The 17,362-nt window shown below is 40.5% G+C and carries 16 protein-coding genes and 1 pseudogene; 6 read left to right on the top strand and 11 right to left on the bottom strand.

What is annotated here, in order from left to right:
* Window positions 1-121: pseudogene (locus V7K40_RS30070) on the bottom strand (photosystem II q(b) protein); the annotation flags it as partial.
* Between the two features lie 456 nt (window positions 122-577).
* On the bottom strand, window positions 578-1,030 hold the full coding sequence (locus V7K40_RS30065; RefSeq protein WP_334966296.1) for an Hsp20/alpha crystallin family protein: 453 nt from the start codon (window positions 1,028-1,030) through the stop codon (window positions 578-580).
* Window positions 1,031-1,940: 910 nt separating this feature from the next.
* On the opposite strand from V7K40_RS30065, the gene V7K40_RS30060 reads away from it, so the two are divergent.
* Together V7K40_RS30060 and V7K40_RS30055 are read left to right on the top strand one after the other, a co-directional pair.
* Window positions 1,941-2,336 (top strand): hypothetical protein, encoded by a 396-nt coding sequence (locus tag V7K40_RS30060; RefSeq protein ID WP_334966294.1) that lies wholly within the window; start codon window positions 1,941-1,943, stop codon window positions 2,334-2,336.
* 594 nt (window positions 2,337-2,930) lie between these two features.
* The gene (locus V7K40_RS30055) at window positions 2,931-3,686 is read left to right on the top strand and encodes a hypothetical protein (RefSeq protein ID WP_334966292.1); all 756 of its coding nucleotides are present in this window, start codon (window positions 2,931-2,933) and stop codon (window positions 3,684-3,686) included.
* Window positions 3,687-3,737: 51 nt separating this feature from the next.
* Here V7K40_RS30055 and V7K40_RS30050 read toward each other — a convergent pair whose 3' ends face one another.
* The 3 genes from V7K40_RS30050 to V7K40_RS30040 form a co-directional block, all read right to left on the bottom strand.
* A complete protein-coding gene (locus V7K40_RS30050; RefSeq protein ID WP_334966290.1) occupies window positions 3,738-4,463 on the bottom strand; it encodes an MGMT family protein in 726 nt (241 codons plus the stop codon).
* 81 nt (window positions 4,464-4,544) lie between these two features.
* On the bottom strand, window positions 4,545-5,192 hold the full coding sequence (locus V7K40_RS30045; protein ID WP_334966288.1) for a PAP/fibrillin family protein: 648 nt from the start codon (window positions 5,190-5,192) through the stop codon (window positions 4,545-4,547).
* Window positions 5,193-5,308: 116 nt separating this feature from the next.
* Window positions 5,309-5,932, bottom strand: coding sequence for a hypothetical protein (locus V7K40_RS30040; RefSeq protein WP_334966286.1), 624 nt, complete (start codon window positions 5,930-5,932; stop codon window positions 5,309-5,311).
* A gap of 876 nt (window positions 5,933-6,808) precedes the next feature.
* On the opposite strand from V7K40_RS30040, the gene V7K40_RS30035 reads away from it, so the two are divergent.
* A complete protein-coding gene (locus tag V7K40_RS30035) occupies window positions 6,809-7,108 on the top strand; it encodes a hypothetical protein (RefSeq protein WP_334797311.1) in 300 nt (99 codons plus the stop codon).
* A 338-nt stretch (window positions 7,109-7,446) separates the two neighbouring features.
* On the opposite strand, the gene surE is transcribed toward V7K40_RS30035, so the two are convergent.
* Window positions 7,447-8,127, bottom strand: coding sequence for a 5'/3'-nucleotidase SurE (gene surE, locus V7K40_RS30030; RefSeq protein ID WP_334966284.1), 681 nt, complete (start codon window positions 8,125-8,127; stop codon window positions 7,447-7,449).
* A gap of 384 nt (window positions 8,128-8,511) precedes the next feature.
* Here surE and V7K40_RS30025 point away from each other — a divergent pair, with 384 nt between their 5' ends.
* Window positions 8,512-9,243, top strand: a complete 732-nt coding sequence (locus tag V7K40_RS30025) for a TPM domain-containing protein (protein WP_334966298.1) — start codon at window positions 8,512-8,514, stop codon at window positions 9,241-9,243.
* Window positions 9,244-9,316: 73 nt separating this feature from the next.
* Here the strand turns inward: V7K40_RS30025 and V7K40_RS30020 are convergent, their stop codons facing one another.
* The 3 genes from V7K40_RS30020 to V7K40_RS30010 form a co-directional block, all read right to left on the bottom strand.
* Window positions 9,317-9,700, bottom strand: a complete 384-nt coding sequence (locus tag V7K40_RS30020; protein WP_334966282.1) for a DUF4346 domain-containing protein — start codon at window positions 9,698-9,700, stop codon at window positions 9,317-9,319.
* Between the two features lie 331 nt (window positions 9,701-10,031).
* On the bottom strand, window positions 10,032-11,213 hold the full coding sequence (locus V7K40_RS30015) for a GNAT family N-acetyltransferase (RefSeq protein WP_334966280.1): 1,182 nt from the start codon (window positions 11,211-11,213) through the stop codon (window positions 10,032-10,034).
* A 119-nt stretch (window positions 11,214-11,332) separates the two neighbouring features.
* On the bottom strand, window positions 11,333-12,073 hold the full coding sequence (locus V7K40_RS30010) for a RibD family protein (protein ID WP_334966278.1): 741 nt from the start codon (window positions 12,071-12,073) through the stop codon (window positions 11,333-11,335).
* Window positions 12,074-12,367: 294 nt separating this feature from the next.
* Here V7K40_RS30010 and V7K40_RS30005 point away from each other — a divergent pair, with 294 nt between their 5' ends.
* Window positions 12,368-14,497: an ATP-binding protein gene (locus V7K40_RS30005; protein WP_334966276.1), complete on the top strand. Its 2,130-nt coding sequence runs from the start codon at window positions 12,368-12,370 to the stop codon at window positions 14,495-14,497.
* Window positions 14,498-14,886: 389 nt separating this feature from the next.
* Window positions 14,887-15,891, top strand: coding sequence for a zinc-dependent alcohol dehydrogenase family protein (locus tag V7K40_RS30000; protein ID WP_334966274.1), 1,005 nt, complete (start codon window positions 14,887-14,889; stop codon window positions 15,889-15,891).
* A 49-nt stretch (window positions 15,892-15,940) separates the two neighbouring features.
* Here the strand turns inward: V7K40_RS30000 and V7K40_RS29995 are convergent, their stop codons facing one another.
* Both V7K40_RS29995 and V7K40_RS29990 read right to left on the bottom strand, forming a co-directional pair.
* Window positions 15,941-16,246, bottom strand: coding sequence for a hypothetical protein (locus V7K40_RS29995; RefSeq protein ID WP_334966272.1), 306 nt, complete (start codon window positions 16,244-16,246; stop codon window positions 15,941-15,943).
* 57 nt (window positions 16,247-16,303) lie between these two features.
* Window positions 16,304-17,350, bottom strand: coding sequence for a Gfo/Idh/MocA family oxidoreductase (locus V7K40_RS29990; protein ID WP_334966270.1), 1,047 nt, complete (start codon window positions 17,348-17,350; stop codon window positions 16,304-16,306).
* Window positions 17,351-17,362 lie beyond the last annotated feature (12 nt).

The following is a 17,362-nucleotide window of genomic DNA, read 5'->3' as shown; positions in this document are numbered from 1 at the left end:
GGGTGGGGATCATCACTACGCCGAACCAACCGATGTAGATCCGGTTGTTGGTGCTGGTGATCCACTCACAGAATCGATCCCATACGTTGGCGCTTGAGCGCTGTTGAATGGTTGTTGTCATTGTTTAATAAGTGCGGTTAGTTATTTATGAATCAGACGGTTTTGTTTTCGCCTGTGAAACTACTTTACACTGCTTTACAATTTTTAATCAAGTTTTATTACTTCAGTAAATCTGATAGGTTCTATCAGCTTTACTTATTTAAAGGTAGGAAGGTGGATAGATGTAGTTCAACCCAGGCATCGGGCTTTGCGATGGCGTACTCACCCGGCAGAAGCGAGCGCACCCTTGGGTTTTGTTATCTATATATAGTAGATATAGTAGAATTCCTTTACAAACTTTAAAAAAAGGCGATGTCTACGACGGGCTACGCCCTCCAGTTATTTTAGATAATTCATGCACACAGGACTTACGCGACAATTTCAGATAATTGTTACAAAAAAGCCCGGTCAGGATAGTAACCGGGTTTTTAGCTATCTCAATCTATCAAAGGAGGTAGAGTAATCTGATCACAAGCTATTAAGCAGCAGGTTGTTCCAAATTAACCTTGACAACTTTGTTCTTTTCTTGCTCAGTTTTAGGCAATGTCAGATTCAAGATCCCATCTTTATAATCTGCCGTAACGTTAGTATTTTGAATCCGAGCAGATAGAGGAATTACGCGTTTGAATTTCCCGTAGTGAAACTCACTTTTGGTAATACCTTTTTCCTCAGTTTTAGTTTCAGACTTCCGCTCACCGCTAACATAAACAGCGTTTTCTGTGACTTGTACATCCAAGTCTTTAGCTTCTATTCCTGGAAGTTCTAGCTTCAGATGAATAGCATCTTCAGTTTCTTGTATCTCAGCAGCAGGAACTTTGCTCAAGCCTCTATCTAACAATGCAGATGGTACTCTGGTGTCTTCAAATAAATTATTGAGTTGACGTTGTAGAGTGTCAATTTCTCTCCAAGAATTCCAACGAACTAATGTCATAACTCTTCCTCGCATCAAATAGCTTTTGTTTAATCAGTTTTGCACTTCAGTTAGTGCTTACATATTCATATTATGTAGAGTTAAGCCTGCTGTCTATTCGGTTATTAGCACCAAGTGATTGATGATTACCGTCTCCAATTAGACATGAAATAAAATTACGGTTTGCCCTAATTTGTATGTTCGGTAAACCCGAATCAAAAAATATATTCAAGCATAGTTAATCAAGAAATTTGCTGTTGAAGGAGATAGTGCAGAAATGCGATGCCTGCGTTGGGCTACGCCTACGACTGAGTAATAGCACTGCATAATTTTTTAGATTACCTCAGTTAAATACATACAGCAGATTTCAAGTTTGTGAGTTACAAAAATACCCCACCCGCGCTGTCGCGCATCCTTCCCGATGCCTTGAGGAGGGTTGGGGAGGGGTGTACTTTATTTACTTGCAAAGCGTTGTTTATGTTCAAGTTTGTCCTAAACTTTACTCCCGATTTATTAACCAACACAGTATTAATAATGAAACTCTTTCCCTTGCTCAATTTTGCACATATTGTTGATTCTAATGTCCTATCTAGAATCGTTAAGACTCAAATAGCCACTCATAGCAAGAGTGACAGATCAATCAACACAGCGATCAAATCTAATATTTTACGAGCCATTCCCCAAATATCAATTACCTGAAACTCTTTGATACTGCTGTTCCTGCTTATCACATTATGGGTCTTAGCAACTTTGAATGATCTGTAGGATGGGTTTAATTTTTTAGTTCTTACGCTCAATTAGATCACCCGAATGGGTGAGGAATAAATCAACCGTTCAGGTGACCTGAGTGCAGGAAGTTGAGACTGATAAAAAATAAGACTCTATTACTCAAGAACACTAATTGCACTTTACTTTAACTAAGGATAACCCGATGAAATTCTCTATCTTGATAGATTCTGTATATATTGTTGCTTCTATTGCTTTATTACCTGCAATCGGTGGCGCTCAAATAGCTACTAACAATAGTGGCAAACTTATCGCTATCAATTCTAACAATTTATTCACTCATTCTCCGAACGTCAGCTACCTGAAACCATTTGATGCTGCATTTTTAGCTTATCAAGGTAACCTGAAAACACAGGGGATTCCTAGTGGTAGTGCTTTGGTATCCCAATACCAAATAGGAAACCTCACTGCACTAGATGTGGTTAAGGCTGCTGTCAATGCTAAAAAGTTACCAGCACAAGCTTTGAATGATAGAGGTTACCTAAACGCTGTCGATTCGCAACTGACATCATTCGGTAACACCAATGATTTATCTTACTAAGTACAGTATTGCAGAGGTTCGTAACGGATTTATGAAATGCTATACTATCATATCGTTGCTTTGACAAGAAAATGCGTCACCAAAGAGGAAAAGCTGCTGTCTCCCTCACTATCCCATTACCAAAAATTACTTTAACCCCTCCAAGATTGGAGGGGTTTTTAGTTGGGGCTACAGTTGCTGCTCTCTAAGAGGAAAGTGCGATCGCCTTGTTTTTTCAATTTAAACCTGGTATTTACTTATTAAATGCTTGTATAGCAATACTTTTGGGCTAGTGTGGCTCTGGTGTCACGAACCATCAGATTATCCTGCTACCACCAAGGTGCGACACCGATAGCGTTCGCGCAGCGTCTCGTAGAGAAGCGTTAGCGAGTCTTGCCTAGGGCACGCTGGCGCGAACGAGCGTCATAGCCCGTCGTACCCCTACAATACAAGCAAGCTACGCGTAGCGGCAAAGAAGACATCCTTCGGGGGTGGCGTAGCCTATCACCTCCTGGAAAAAAGGGTCGTGTAATAAATTATTTACTGTTCTATCAAATTAACGTTGTTAAGTAACTCAGCAGGTGTAGTTCTCACCTCCAGGCTGTGTTAAATATTGTGGCACCAAACAGGAGTATAGATACGTTGCAAAAGCTTTCTCCAGAATCTCCTCTATTTGTTTTATTAATTATTATTAGTTTTCTAGTAGTAACTTTATCAACTTGGTTATCATCTAAACCATTTGTTTTAAAACCATTTGGGCTTAATGATATTATTCAGTTACTCACATTACAGTTATTTATTTCTTTGTTATTAGAGCGTTCTTTAGAAGTTTTTATAACTACTTGGCGAGGCCCATTTGTTGAACAATTAGATATTAGTATTCAGCAAGAAAAGGCTCTTATGTCTGAGAAGATAAGACTTATGGAAGTCCAACAGAAACAGTTTCCTTCTTCGGAATCAAATCAAGTCAGTGGACTACCGCCTGAAGGAATGAGTTTAGAAGAACAAATCATCCAAAACTTTACACAAAATCAACAAGACTCATTAAAAATTTTCCAGCCACAAATTGATGATTTAAATGAAAAAGAGCGTCAAAGAACAGCCTATAAATCTGATACACGAATAATTGCTCTATGGACATCCCTTTTATTCGGTCTTTTAATGAGCGCAATAGGTATTCGCTCAATCGAACCACTTGTAGTTATTGATTTAGATAATCCAATACAAGTAGTTCTTTTCCGTTGTTTAGATGCATTGCTTACAGGAGGCTTAATTGCAGGAGGTAGCGAGGGAATCCATAAGCTCATAAAAGTTTTTATCGACTTTATGGAAGTTACATCTAAACAAATCAAAAATCAAGGATTATCTTGATAAACGAAGGATTTTACCCTGCACAATACAGGATAATTACATTAGTAATATCTATTCTAGATATATAGTGTCATCTTCCCATAAATAATCTTTAATATCTACAAAACTTTTATTTAATTTACTGAATAAATCTCCCTCAAATAAAACCTTAACTCCTTCAGTTTCTAACTTATTTTTTTGTTGGTTAACATAAGTTATCAAATAAGCTTTAGAGTCTAATATTCTATGTACCGGATAATCAACCGCCGAGGTTTTTTTCAGGTATGTAGGAATAGCTCTTAGATAGCTATTATCTACTCCCATGCCTCTGATTATCTGTTTATATGTAACTACTTTCCCACTTGGAATTTTGATGATAAAATTTAGGAACCGTTCATAGGGATTTTCAGATAATGCTGGAAATTTATTAGCTTGAACCTGAAAATTACTACCAACCTGGATTTTACCTGATTTAATAACTACGCCTAAAATTCCTCTTTTACCTTGGATGCTTTTTAATGATTTTACTAAATGGGCTATTCGCTTACACGGTTCGCAGTGAAAAGTTAGACGAATTGCCGCACCACTTTCAAAGGTTAGCAGAGAACCAGGGATAAAATTATCAAATTCTATCCCTGTAACCACAATATTTTCTCGTAATTCTCCTGGTTTAATTGATAAGTTGAAAATATCTTCATACCTAACAATTAAAACTTGCCTGGGACTTAAAGGATCGGCATTAACATCTTTTTCTATACCATAACCTACTCTTAAATTTAATGTTTTAAGCTCTACCATAGCAGAACCTCGTTTTACCTTGGTGAAAAGATGCATTATTGAAAGAGCCATATTCATTCGGCGGTGCGATCAATTTCCAATTTAGGAGGTAAAGTCAGGTAAATCATTGGATTTACTAAGAATGAATAAACTTCCATCTCCTCCACGTCCAACTCTTAAGGTTTCATCTAAGTAAGTAATGTCCAGTGTGGCAGTTCTGCTAGTAGGATTATTTGCTGGGACAACCTTAAATTGGTTGAGTTGAGGGGTATTAATGCCGATAATTTTCTCAATCGATAGGCAGCGTTTGTCAAAATAGACGTTGAGGCGTTTGTTCGCTAAAGGCTCTGAAACTTCTTTGGCTGGCTCAAAGCTAGCTGTCACTTTGACATATCCCGATACTAGCCCCAGAGAATGTTTAACTTTAGCTAGATTGAAAAACAATTTATTTGCAACATCAATCACTTGATAAACTTTACCCAGCTTTAATCCCAATGGGAGAGAAACTAAAGAACGGATTTCTCTCGCAGTGGAGTATTGCAATTGCCAAGCTCCATCCAGCAAATAAGTAGCGTTGAGAAGAGGATTGAGATTGGGATTGACACTCTCCAGTTCCGTCGTCAATTGTTCAATTTCTTCGGCTAAAGTTTTATCTAGCTTAAAATCGGTAACGGGAGAACCATCGCTCTTGGTTTGAATCTTCTCAAGCTTGGCTTGTAATTTTTCCTTAATTAAGAGTTGATTGTTCAATGGTTGAAGATTGTCCTTTAGAGAATGTTTTAAAAGTTACTAGTGATGTATCAAATACTTCTTGTGCCCCTACAATGGAATATTTTTTTAACTGGAAGTCTCTTATCTAGATGAGATTAGTCAATGAGTTGTGGGGTGGGAATTTGCGTATCGATATCTGCTTGGGACAAAGTTGGGAGCAACCAGCTGCTCTCACCCGCCTTGAATATTTTCGCAGGTTCAACATTGAATTCAATTACACCAGTGGCTGGATTGGTTCTAGCAATAGACTGTGTACCATCGACAAACTTGAGGGCAATTGGTTGGGTCAGTTGTTGTGGTTGAGCGTTCGGGCTTAGAACCACTTGAGAACCTGCGGGTAAGTAAATGCCATCACAATCCCAATCATCATCCGTGATTGTTCCTGCGCCCAGGAAGTAGAGCTGGGTTGGAGATTTTTTTGGTTTATTGGCATAGACAGCCAATGTCTTTCCAGTTTCATTGCGGCACTGTGCCCGCTTTCTAGCTGTTTCTATAATATTTTTCTGAAACTGCAATTTTGCCAGTCGCTGCTGGAACTGCTCAGGTGTATAGCCAGCTTGCTCAGGTGTATCCTTTACAGTTAGAAGTTGATTGAGCGCCTGAGTTACCTCAGCATAGTCAGCCCCCTTAGTAAAATCCTTGCCTGCCGAAGCGGGTTGAGCAATTACCAGGTTCACCATCAACACAAGAGTGACAAGAACAATTTTGAGAAACTGCATATTGTTCTCCTTTTTTTGAAATTAGTGTTTAGTACCACTGAAACTTTACCAGATTTCAAAACCTTGAAAATTTTAACTGGATTAGCAATTTTGATCGCGATCGCGCTAAATAATAGCCATAAGATTAATAGTCCTACAAGCTCTCCCCAATGTCCAAATAACGCTTAAATTTCGGCTGTACTGAACTACAATGGGTAAATTAAAATTCTTAATTTGGATAAATCGCACTTAGTAAAATGTTTATTACTAATGTTTAGTGAATTAGTCGAGCAAAATGTTAAGCAACAAGGGTATAATTACTGAGACTTAATTAGACTAAAAACTTAGCTTAATTAAAAGTATCCATTTTAACCATCCATTTACTTAATCTTCGTTAAGTTTTTGATAAGCACAATTATGGATAAATTGAAGCTGATTTTCCTTAACTATATCTTGGGAGGGGTGACTAATTATTTTAGATATGTAGTTGAAAACTCGTTAACTGACAAATATGAATGCGTTGCACTCTAACCAGCCCTGCAATAAATTGATTGCTCATAGCTCAAGTCCATTAAAATAGACCCAAAAGTATATCTAATCTACTTTAGCAGACTTAAGCTATTAGCTTGGGAATTGATTCCCAAGCGGGACGAAAGCGAAGGAACAAGACTTTGATAATTTTTGTCAGTCAACCAGGATCAAGAAACTTGATTAAGAATTGTCATCAATTAATTACGTATAAGTAGCTAAACACAACATTGGGTAAAAGCATCAAAGAACAAAATCATACATATTATCGGAATGACAATGTTATTTAATATTTGTACTGAAATTAATTATTTCAATTGGTATTAGGAATTGTACTAAGATGCTCTTTCAAAATTAGGGTATAAAGAAATGATTTCAGCAGGAGTTGAAGTAAAAATAAATCGCTTGGAATCTATTGTTGAGCAAATAGGGGAAGCAGTACTTTCTACGACTGAGACAATTGAGCGTCTTGCAGAAAGATTGGAGACTCTCAGCATCCAAGTTGAAGCACAGGGACAGCAGGTGCAACAGCAAGGTTACCAAATTATCGCGTTGTGTGATGCTGTACAGACTCTTGCAGAATCTCATCATGATTCACTGCAAAAACTCAACCAACTGACACAAACTGTAGATCGGTTTATGTCCTTAATTCAAGCATTGGATGACTAATAGCAATTTTAGGTTTTGGTGAAGGAGCACGGTCTTCTCCTACAGCCCTTCTCCTAAAGCAGACGCTCTTGTGTTCGGGCATCCTACGGCAGACGTTAGCCTCTCCCTTTGGTATCTGGGGAACCACTCCTTGGTGATTCCAAGAGTTGAGCAAGTGGCGTGAGACTATGCCGCGCATAGCGCAGCTAAACCGAGTCTTCGTACTCCTACAGGGATCTTGCTACGCCTTGGTCTGGTAGAAAGGGTCTGGGGGCTTCCACACCAGTTGCAACAAGAGTCGCTCCCCATGAGTGACTACACCAAGCCCAAGGGATTCAATCGTCACTGTTAACCAAATGTCAAACCTTTAACTGAGTTACCGCAATATTGCCGGAAAAACATACATCCACATCGCTACCAGGAGTGCGATCGCGTTTGCCATATTCTCCTACATAATAAAAATCATCGCCTTCAATTCGATAGTTGACAGGCAAAGGTTTGGTACAGGCTTGGCAAAACACCACATCAGGATCTGGTTCTCCTGGTTGCAGATGTGGCAAATTCACATTCCAGAAGCTTCCTGGTTCTAGGGGACGCTTGAGTAAGTGCGCTAAAACTTCAGCTGTCAATTTGGCGGCCAGATCCCAATCAAAATTCTGCTTGGCTTTGCGATAGTGGGAAATGGCAATTCCGGGAATACCATGCATTGCAGCTTCCCGCACGGCAGCCACTGTGCCAGAAATGTAGCTATCGACTCCCAAGTTGCCCCCAGCGTTGATACCGGAAAGCACAAATTTGACATCTGTGTTAATTTGTGTTATTGCGATTCTCACACAATCTGCGGGAGTGCCTGCGATCGCATATTCAATCTCAGAACGTCGCTGGAGGTTAATGGCACGAGTGGTGGTAACTTGATGTCCACAGCCAGACTGATGATCAGCAGGAGCAACGATAATAGCATTTTTGCCGTTTACAGCTTTGAGCAGCGCTTTTATACCGGGAGCGTCAATGCCGTCGTCGTTAGTTAAAATTATGGTCATGTATATATTATATTGATATAGGTTTAGCTAAAATATTAGAAAAATGCAGATATCGCCTATCGATGTCTACAGCAAAAAAAGCTACTTGCAGATATAAAAAAATATCCTTGAAGCTGCCAAAAATATTGGTTATACGATATCATCTCTAGATGGTTTGCAAATTCCGCCCTAAGTATTTGGGTTAATTCCTAAAATGGGCAGTATTTCTTGTCAGGTTAATGCTTGCACCCGCGATCAAAACAAATTTGTGCAATCAAAAAATCTTCTAAAATATATATCTGCTGGCAGTAGCAGAAACTTCATACTGGACAAAACCGGGAATGAGGTGATTTTTACAGTGGTTCTATAGTATTTTTGGTGCAAGTCTGTCTTAAGGTTCATATGATGAAACAGCTTCTTAAACAAGTATTTAGCAGTCAAAAACACCTCATCCGGCTAATTCTACCTTTGGTGACGGTTATCATAGCAGCTTCGCTGTTCGCCACACCTGCTTTAGCTACAGGTGTGGATCAAATATCCAACCTTACAGCAGGGAATGACACCTGGGTTTTGGATCAAGGTGAAGTCATCAGCCGTCTGAATGAAGGTAAGATTAGCAGCGCTTTCAAGGATTTGGCAAAGCAAACAGATAAGGAAGTCAGAATAGTTACTGTTCGCCGCCTCGACTACGGTGAAACACCGGAAAGCTTCACCAAAGAGTTGTTTGAAAAATGGTTTCCCACAAAATCAGCCCAAGCTAATCAAACCTTATTGGTTGTTGATACGGTTACCAATGGTACTGCGATTATCACTGGAGATCAAGTTAAGCCTTTACTCACTGACTCTATTGCCGAAAGTGTAGCTACTGAAACAGTAAGTGTGCCGTTACGCAATGGTAACAAATACAATCAGGCATTTCTAGATGCAAGCGATCGCCTTGTTGCCGTCCTCTCTGGGAAAGCCGATCCAGGGCCACCCGAAATAATTGACAATGTACAGGTAGAAGGCACCTTCAAGAAAGCAGAAGAAACTGACCAAGGTAACGCTACTGCTTGGGTAGTAGGATTGTTAATTGCCGCCACCGTTATCCCAATGGCGACTTACTACATCTATCAGATAAATCAGCCATCATCTTAATGGGTAATGGGAGAGTTAGGAGTTAGGAATTTCTAACTCTTAACTTTTAACTTTTAACTCCTCATTCCTAACTTTAATCTTGAACATACTCTTGCTCTGTGACTAAAGCCACCTCAGCCCGAACAAATTCTCGACCCAAATAAGCTGCATGATTTAATTGAGTTACAGCAGGGGGCTGAGTTTCTTCAAAAATCTTCACGCAAAGTTCTTTCGCCGTCCTCGCGCTAAAAACTGTGGTGTGAGTTCGTTCTACCTTTTCTCGTGCAGGAATTACCTTTCCCGTTTCTGGATCGACAGCTAAACCACGCTCATCAATCACATTTGTGAAATGCTTGGCATAAATTAACCTTGCGTCTCGATCCAAGTAAATAATGAAATATCCACCGGGATCAAGGTCAATATGACGCTGGGAAAGTTTATCATCAATTGCAGCTAAATCTTCAACTATTAAATCCATAAGCACTCTAAAAAGCAAATTTCTTTCTTCAAGATTTTTACACCTATATCAAGTGTAATTCCTATCTTACTTAGCATTCTTTATATCTTTAATATATTTGTGATTCTTTTTACTTAAAGGTAAATTCTATTTTTTGCTATAAATTATACTTTTATTGAAAAATAGTCCGCAACAATACTAGTACATAAATTTTTTGAAGCCATAGTTAGAAAAAACTATATACTCACCTCTGAATGAATGTCACAATTGTGAAAAAAGGTAAGCAAGCATCTGTTTGCCGAGTAAAGTTTAATTATTCGGCAAACTCTGCTACGAAAATAGTTCCTTTTCCTCAACCATTTTTCTCACTAAATGGCAACTCTGCATTAATCGCCTCAATCTGCTGCTGTTCGAGTTGATTTACTTCCTTAATATAGGGAAGTAAAATTTGTCCTAAACGATTATTGTAAAAGCGGTGCAGGCTGTGATTGGGCATAGCGGGGAAACCGCGCCGTTTTTTGTGGCGTCCACCCGCACCAGGGTCGAAAATTTCGATGCCGTTAGCGATCGCCCACTCAATCGGCGCATAATAGCAAGCATCGAAATGTAAGCAATCTATTTCTTGAAAACTCCCCCAATAGCGTCCATAGAGTTTGTCACCTTTAAACAAACAAAAGGACATTCCTAAAGGATGAGAGTTATCTTGCTCGCTATATGCAGCAATAAACAAGACTCGATGGCGATAATCGGTGTTTAGCTGCTCAAAAAACCGCTGTGTGAGATACTTGCTACCCCACCAGCCAAACTTATCACAGGTGTCAGCATAGAACTGGTACATCAAAGGAAATAAAGACTGAGGAATTTGATCACCAGTCAACGCTTGCAATTGTAAACCTGCTTTCTCCACAGTTTTGCGTTCCCGCTTGATATTGCGGCGCTGATTGGCGTTGAAAACTTTCAAGTAGTCATCAAAAGTTTTAAAACCAGCATTTTCCCAGACGTAGCTGTGGTGCAGCCAAGTTGTAAAGCCATGCCGTTCCAGCATCGGACGCCATTGGGGATCAACGTAGAGAAAATGACACCCGGAAATTCGATTTTTGGAGCAAAAAGTGTCAATTTCATGCACCATCATCGCTGTGATTTCATCTTCATCTTCTCCTGGGGCAATTAAGAACCGATAGCCTTCAGCGGGAGTAAATGGTGTCATTCCCAGCAATTTTGGATAATATCGGACTCCGATGCGATCGGCTAACTCTGCCCATTGGTGATCGAAAATAAATTCACCAGAACTGTGTCCTTTGAGATAAAGTGGCGCAGCGGCAATCAGCGTTCTATCTCGCCACAATGTCAAGTGATTTGGCAACCAACCAGTTTTAGCCGTAGCACTATGGGAGGTTTCGATATTGTTTAGCCACTCCCATTCTAAAAACGGCGTTTTAAGTGGCATTGCCAAAGCATTCCAGGCATCTTGGGGTACTTGGGCAATTTTGTTCGTCCAAACAACAGAATAGCGAGGCTTAAGTTGTTTCACCATTGTCTGGCTTTTTTTAGAGGAGTAGGGATTAGGGATCAGTAAGAGGCAGGGAGGCAGGGGAGGAATAATTAATGCCCAATGCCCAATGCCCAATGATCAATAACTTTACTTAGCGTAATCTAATCTGCTGGTCGTTGCAGGCGATAGTGCAAAAACACTTCTTGCTCAACTGTATGAACTTCTAGAAGTTGCAATTTGGGAGCTAAATCGGATAAAAATCCTTTCCCTTCAACGGGTGTGGGTGCGGTATTACCACCTAAAATCAGCGGACAGATAGTCAGCCATAATTCATCGATTAAATCTAATCCCAACAAAGAAGCGACTAATTCACCTCCACCTAAAACCACTAAGCGTGTTATATGTAGAGTGGCTAGATGCTTCAAAGCTGCGGGAATGTCAATTTCTCGCGTTGGTGTTTCAAAAACCAGAATCTGCTCAAATTCTGGAAGGCACTTCTGTACTCCGGTTCCCAGAGTTGAGGAAAGTGTTTCTAAGCCTCCTTTCCATGAAAGTGCTCCTGATGTTGTCGTGAGTAACCAGCGTCTAACTGGTTGCTTAAAAAACTTAATTTCCGGATTGAGGTTTGCAGAGTGTGTAGTCACTATATAAACTGGCTGCGGAGGCTTCCCTGCTTGTGCCCGAAGTTCCACTAAAGTTGGATTTGATACAGGAAGTGTTGTTCCGTAGGCGTCCAGAGTACCAGCACCGAATAAAACCGCATCAGAGGCAGCGATTTGTTTTTCTAAATGTGCTTTATCAACCTTTGAGCCAAACCGAGCAGGCGATCGCCTAAAATCCGCTATCTTGCCATCTGCACTCATTGCTAAAACAACTGTAGTATGAGGACGATCTTGCAACATTAGATTGATTTGATAGTTTGAATATTTTCTTTGCTCGTGTGTAGATTCTCAAAAAAATCCATGCTTGCAAGCTACTGTTTTACAATTTCAACACTGTATTTATATGCAACACAAAGCGTTTTTACATCTAGCATATATGAGTTTTGGTATCCCACGTTTCTTTTTGAATTATAGCAATTTGTTATTTTTAAACATTGAAAATAAAATTCTGATAATTTAATAAAATGTCTCATCTAGCTAGTCTAATTACATATCTTTGCTGTTGTGTTTTGCAGATGCAAAGTGAGACACTCGATGACTAATTCCCGCCAATCTTCCTTTCGTCGAATTTTAGTAACGAGAATACTGCTGCTGTTCGTTCCAGTTTTACTTATAGGCGAGATTGTTGCCTTGAATAAGGCACGTTCTAGCATATTGGGAACTGCACGTCAAAATTTAACAGAAAGCGCCATCAGTAAAGGGGAGAGAATTGGAGATGCGATCGCTATCTTAAAAGCGAATTTGCTGAGTGTAAGTAAAACAACGGTGATTCCGTCGGGTTCGTCTATACAAGAGCAAGAAATTCTCACGCAGTTAAGGCAACAACTTCCAGCCAGTATTGAGTGTATCCAATTAACGAATCTCCTAAACCAAAAGATAATTGCTAGTAGCTGTGGGGATCAAGCAATTGGAGAATTGAGATTACCTTTGCCTAGTGACGGAATTGATGTTAAAGCAATCTTTCCGCCAAACACAGGAATAACTGGAAAAAGAAACACACAAAATCAACTGCGATTAGTGTTATCTGCACCAGTCTCTGATAGCCGAAGAAATTTAATTTACAGCTTAAGTATTCAGTCTGCATTGTACCAACAAATCAGAAATCCGCCGGGATCGCTCACAGGCGCTATGGTAGTGATTGCTGAAGACGGGACAATTTTGGCGCACCCATTTGCAGACTGGGTGGGAACTAATATCAATCAGCACCCAAATGCTTCCCAACTCAAGAGCATAATTAAAAATGCAATTGCAGGACAAAACAATTCGATAAATTTGTCTTTTACAAAGGGGAAAGAATTAGTAGCTGGCTATACGGCTATTGCAAATCCTCTCACCCAACAGCAGCAGCAAAAATGGATAGTCTTAGCTGTTACTAGTGTCGATAATGCGCTTTTTGGTTTAGAGGAAATCAAACTAATTCTCATTGTTTTGACAGTTGGTTTGATTGGTACAAGTTTGTTAGCATCCCTATATCTAGCTCCTTACTTGGCACGTCCTGTAGAAGAATTGCGAGACTACGCTCTGAATATTCACTCTCACCACGCCGCACAACCAGTTCCGCACAATTTTCAAATTCGGGAATTCAATCAATTGGCCCAAGCATTAGACCAAATGGTAGAACGGCTAAAAGCTGGTGCAGAAGAACTAGAAATAGCTTGGAAAGAAGCAAAAAGTGCTAACCAAATTAAAAGCCAGTTTTTGGCTACAACTTCTCATGAATTGAGAAACCCATTACATACTATTATTAATTGCATTCGCGTGGTTGAAGATGGATTATGTGATAGCCGGGAAGAAGAAATGGACTTCCTCAAACGTGCCGATGAAACAACGATTCATTTGCTAAGTATTATTAATGATTTACTCGACATTTCTAAAATCGAAGCAGGTAAGCTTTCTGTAGTCACCACACCTCTTGACCTCCGACAAATATTACTAGAGGTGATTAATTTACAATCAGTTAATGTTCAACAAAAGGGCTTGCAATTAAAATGCGAGTTAGATCCTAAACCGATACCAATTAAGGCAGACGCAGCAAAACTGAAGCAGGTGCTAATTAATCTTATCGGCAACGCCACTAAGTTCACCGACACAGGAAGCATCACCATTGCTACAGAAATTCAATATAGTACTAGTAAATCTCAGGTGGTGGTGATAGTCAAAGATACAGGTATAGGTATTGATCCAACTCAACAGCACAAACTATTTCGCCCCTTTGTAATGGTGAATGGCACAACCGCACGTCAGTTTGAAGGTACTGGGCTAGGACTAGCAATTTCACGAAACTTAATCGAACTCATGGGAGGCAGCATTACTCTTGAGAGTGTGGGACTTCATCAAGGTACGACACTGAAAATTACCTTACCTTTGATTGATATCTCGCTGTTACCTGTTCCAAAGAAAGAAGAAAATGTGGGGGATCTAGGATTTTCCTCTAGGAATGAGGAGGCAAAAGCAAGCCACTACACTACCTTACAGGAGTCTGGGGGAAGTCCCTCTTTAGGGATCAACAAGTCTGTGAAAGCAGTTGTAGATAAAGAGAAGTCCCTAAAGTTCCAGGTGTTACTTGGGAACGAGACTTATGAGATTAGTCTTTCGCCGCAGCAAACTATCTTGGTAAGTCTTCCAAAACGTGGAGTTTGTGTGAATGGGACTTTGGAGAGGTAATCTTCGCTACACTCTAATTCAAAAGTTAAAAATTGACTTCCACAACCGATCCTCTGTAGGACTATCGCTTCACCCTGAATTATTTATCAAGCCGTTGGTAAAAGATGCAACAGCGGTGGATATAGTGATTAGACCTCTTGCAAAAGTTCCTAACACCCCACCCCCAACCCCTAAGAGCTTGCTTTTAGAGGAGACAATGCATAGCTTTGGCGGGGTGGGGTTCTTATTTTTGATTTATGCAAGAGGTCTAATGCTTGAAAGATATGCTTCCTAGAGAATTTTGATTCTATATCTAATTGTATATATCTAAAGTTCTGAATATCACAAAGAGCGGATTTTTAGAAAAAGTCTAATCTTAATATTGAAATATTGAAATATTGATATAGATTATGCGTGCAATGATTTTATCAGCACCGCGTCAGCCTTTACGTTTAATTGACTTGCCACTGCCAAAACCCAATCCTGAACAAGTACTAATTCGCGTTCATGCTTGCGCTGTTTGTCGCACAGATTTGCATATAGTTGATGGAGAATTAACACAGCCAAAACTACCTTTGGTACTTGGACATCAAATTGTGGGTACTATCGAGGGCATTGGCGAACGTGTTAAACGATTTACTATCGGTCAACGTGTTGGTGTTCCTTGGCTAGGCTACACTTGCGGCGTTCACTGTCGTTACTGTCTCTCTGGTCAGGAAAACCTTTGTGATTATGCTGGGTTTACTGGTTACAATTTTGATGGCGGTTATGCCGAGTATACTGTCGCTGATCATCGCTTTTGCTTGACCTTAGACCCTAGCTATTCTGATTTACAAGTTGCCCCTTTGTTGTGTGGTGGTTTAATTGGCTACCGGGCTTATAGAATGACTGGTGATGCCCAAAAACTTGGTTTTTATGGCTTCGGTTCCTCTGCCCACATTTTAATTCAACTGGCACGCTATCAGGGGCGGCAGGTTTTTGCTTTTACACGTTCTGGGGATACTGAAGGTCAAAGCTTTGCTCGACAATTGGGTGCAAGTTGGGCAGGGGATTCAGATGTCTTACCGCCAGAACCCTTGGATGCAGCAATTATTTTCGCTCCGATAGGTCAGCTTGTTCCAGCGGCTTTGCGTGCAGTTGTCAAAGGCGGCACTGTAGTTTGTGCGGGGATTCACATGAGCGAAATTCCTGCTTTTCCTTATGAAATTCTTTGGCAAGAAAGGGTATTACGGTCTGTTGCTAATCTGACTCGCAAAGATGGAGAAGAGTTTCTCGCTTTAGCACCCAAAGTTCCGATCCAGACACAAGTAAGTCTTTTCCCTTTAGCTCAAGCTAATGAGGCTTTGAATGTACTTCGCAATGGCTTATTTGAAGGTTCGGTAGTATTAGTCATTGATGGTGAAGGCTGTAGTTGAAAAATCGGCAGCAGCAAGTAGGGAAAAGACATTTTTTCTTTGCAAATACCTAAAATAGAGTTTGAAAGTTCAAAAATTTCTGCCTACTCAAATTTGGGACTTGTTCCAATCCATCAGCACCACATCTACGCAAGCAATCCCCGACTATGGATACTTCGCCAGTAATTTCTTGACCGCAATCTGCTTTCGCCGGATCATCCGACCAGCACTTTTGCAAATACTCGAAACCTGTATTTTCTCTCAAAATCCCTGCCCTGATTGAGTTTTTCCAGTCTTCCAGGGGGTTGGGGTGGGGTATTGGGGACTTTTGCAAGAGGTCTAATGAAGCAATCCCAAACCCTTGTGATTGCTTCACTTCGTACCCTACGGGTTCTCCAAAGGAGTACGCAATGACTGTAATATTTTTGTCCAGCTACTTAATAAAAACAGGTTTGCCGCCTTGCTCAAGAGATACTGTTAGAGCAGCAAGAATTTCTACTAACTGTGTGCCTACCCAGCCAGAGGAAACCTTTGAGGGAGTATTGTTGAGGATAGAGACAACAAAGCCGGAGCAAACTCGCCCTAATGGTTCACCTGGCTCTAATTCCAACACCACCTGTTTTTGATTTACCGGAATAAATTGATTGCCCTGCTGTTCAAACTCCCCATGTAGCAGCGTTAGAGGTGACGATCGCGACATTTCATCGAAAATCAAACTACCAAGGCTACCTACAATCCCTAGCCGTCGCTGCTTATCGGGATTCAGCCAGCACAAATGAATATAAGCTTGAAAGCCATCTGGGTATGTCAGTGTTACCCATACTAGATCAGCTAAACCTTGGGATGGAGAGTGGGTAATTTCCCTATTGGCTTGCCCCTGTAGCCACACTGTACCCGTTGCCTGTAGTTTTACGGGTAGCTGACCCAGCCAAGCGTTAAAGATAGCAATATCGTGAATAGCTAAATCCCACAGTGCATCAACATCTTGCCGAACAGGCCCTAAATGGGTGCGGGTGGCGTAGCCATAGCGTAAATCACCTAATTTACCCGCTTGTACTACAGTTTTTCCTCGCTCAACTGCTGGGTGAAATAAATAAGTATGGTCAACCATGAGTATTAAATGATGCTGCTCTGCCAGTTGGCAAAGTTCCCGACATTGTGCTGGGTCGAGAGTTAGGGGTTTTTCAGCTAAAACATGGTATCCCTGTTGGAGAGCGTCTTTAATTAAAGCATAATGGGTGGTAGCTGGAGTGGCGATCGCCACCCCTGTCAACCCTGGCACTTTCTTTAAATCTTGCCACTGGGTTGTTAATACTACATTTTCATCTAACTTAAACTGCTGCTTTACCGCCGCTAATCGTTCTAGATGGGGGTCTACTACAGCAACTACATTTACTTGGGAATCTACTAAGAAATTCCGCAGCAGATGCACTCCCCAACGCCCAACTCCGATAACAGCAATTTTAATTTGGTTTGTCATTAGTTATTTATC

Source organism: Nostoc sp., assembly GCF_036917195.1.
Lineage (GTDB): Bacteria > Cyanobacteriota > Cyanobacteriia > Cyanobacteriales > Nostocaceae > Nostoc.
The sequence above is the reverse complement of the archived record's forward strand: the minus strand, read 5'-3'. Positions and strand labels throughout refer to the sequence as shown.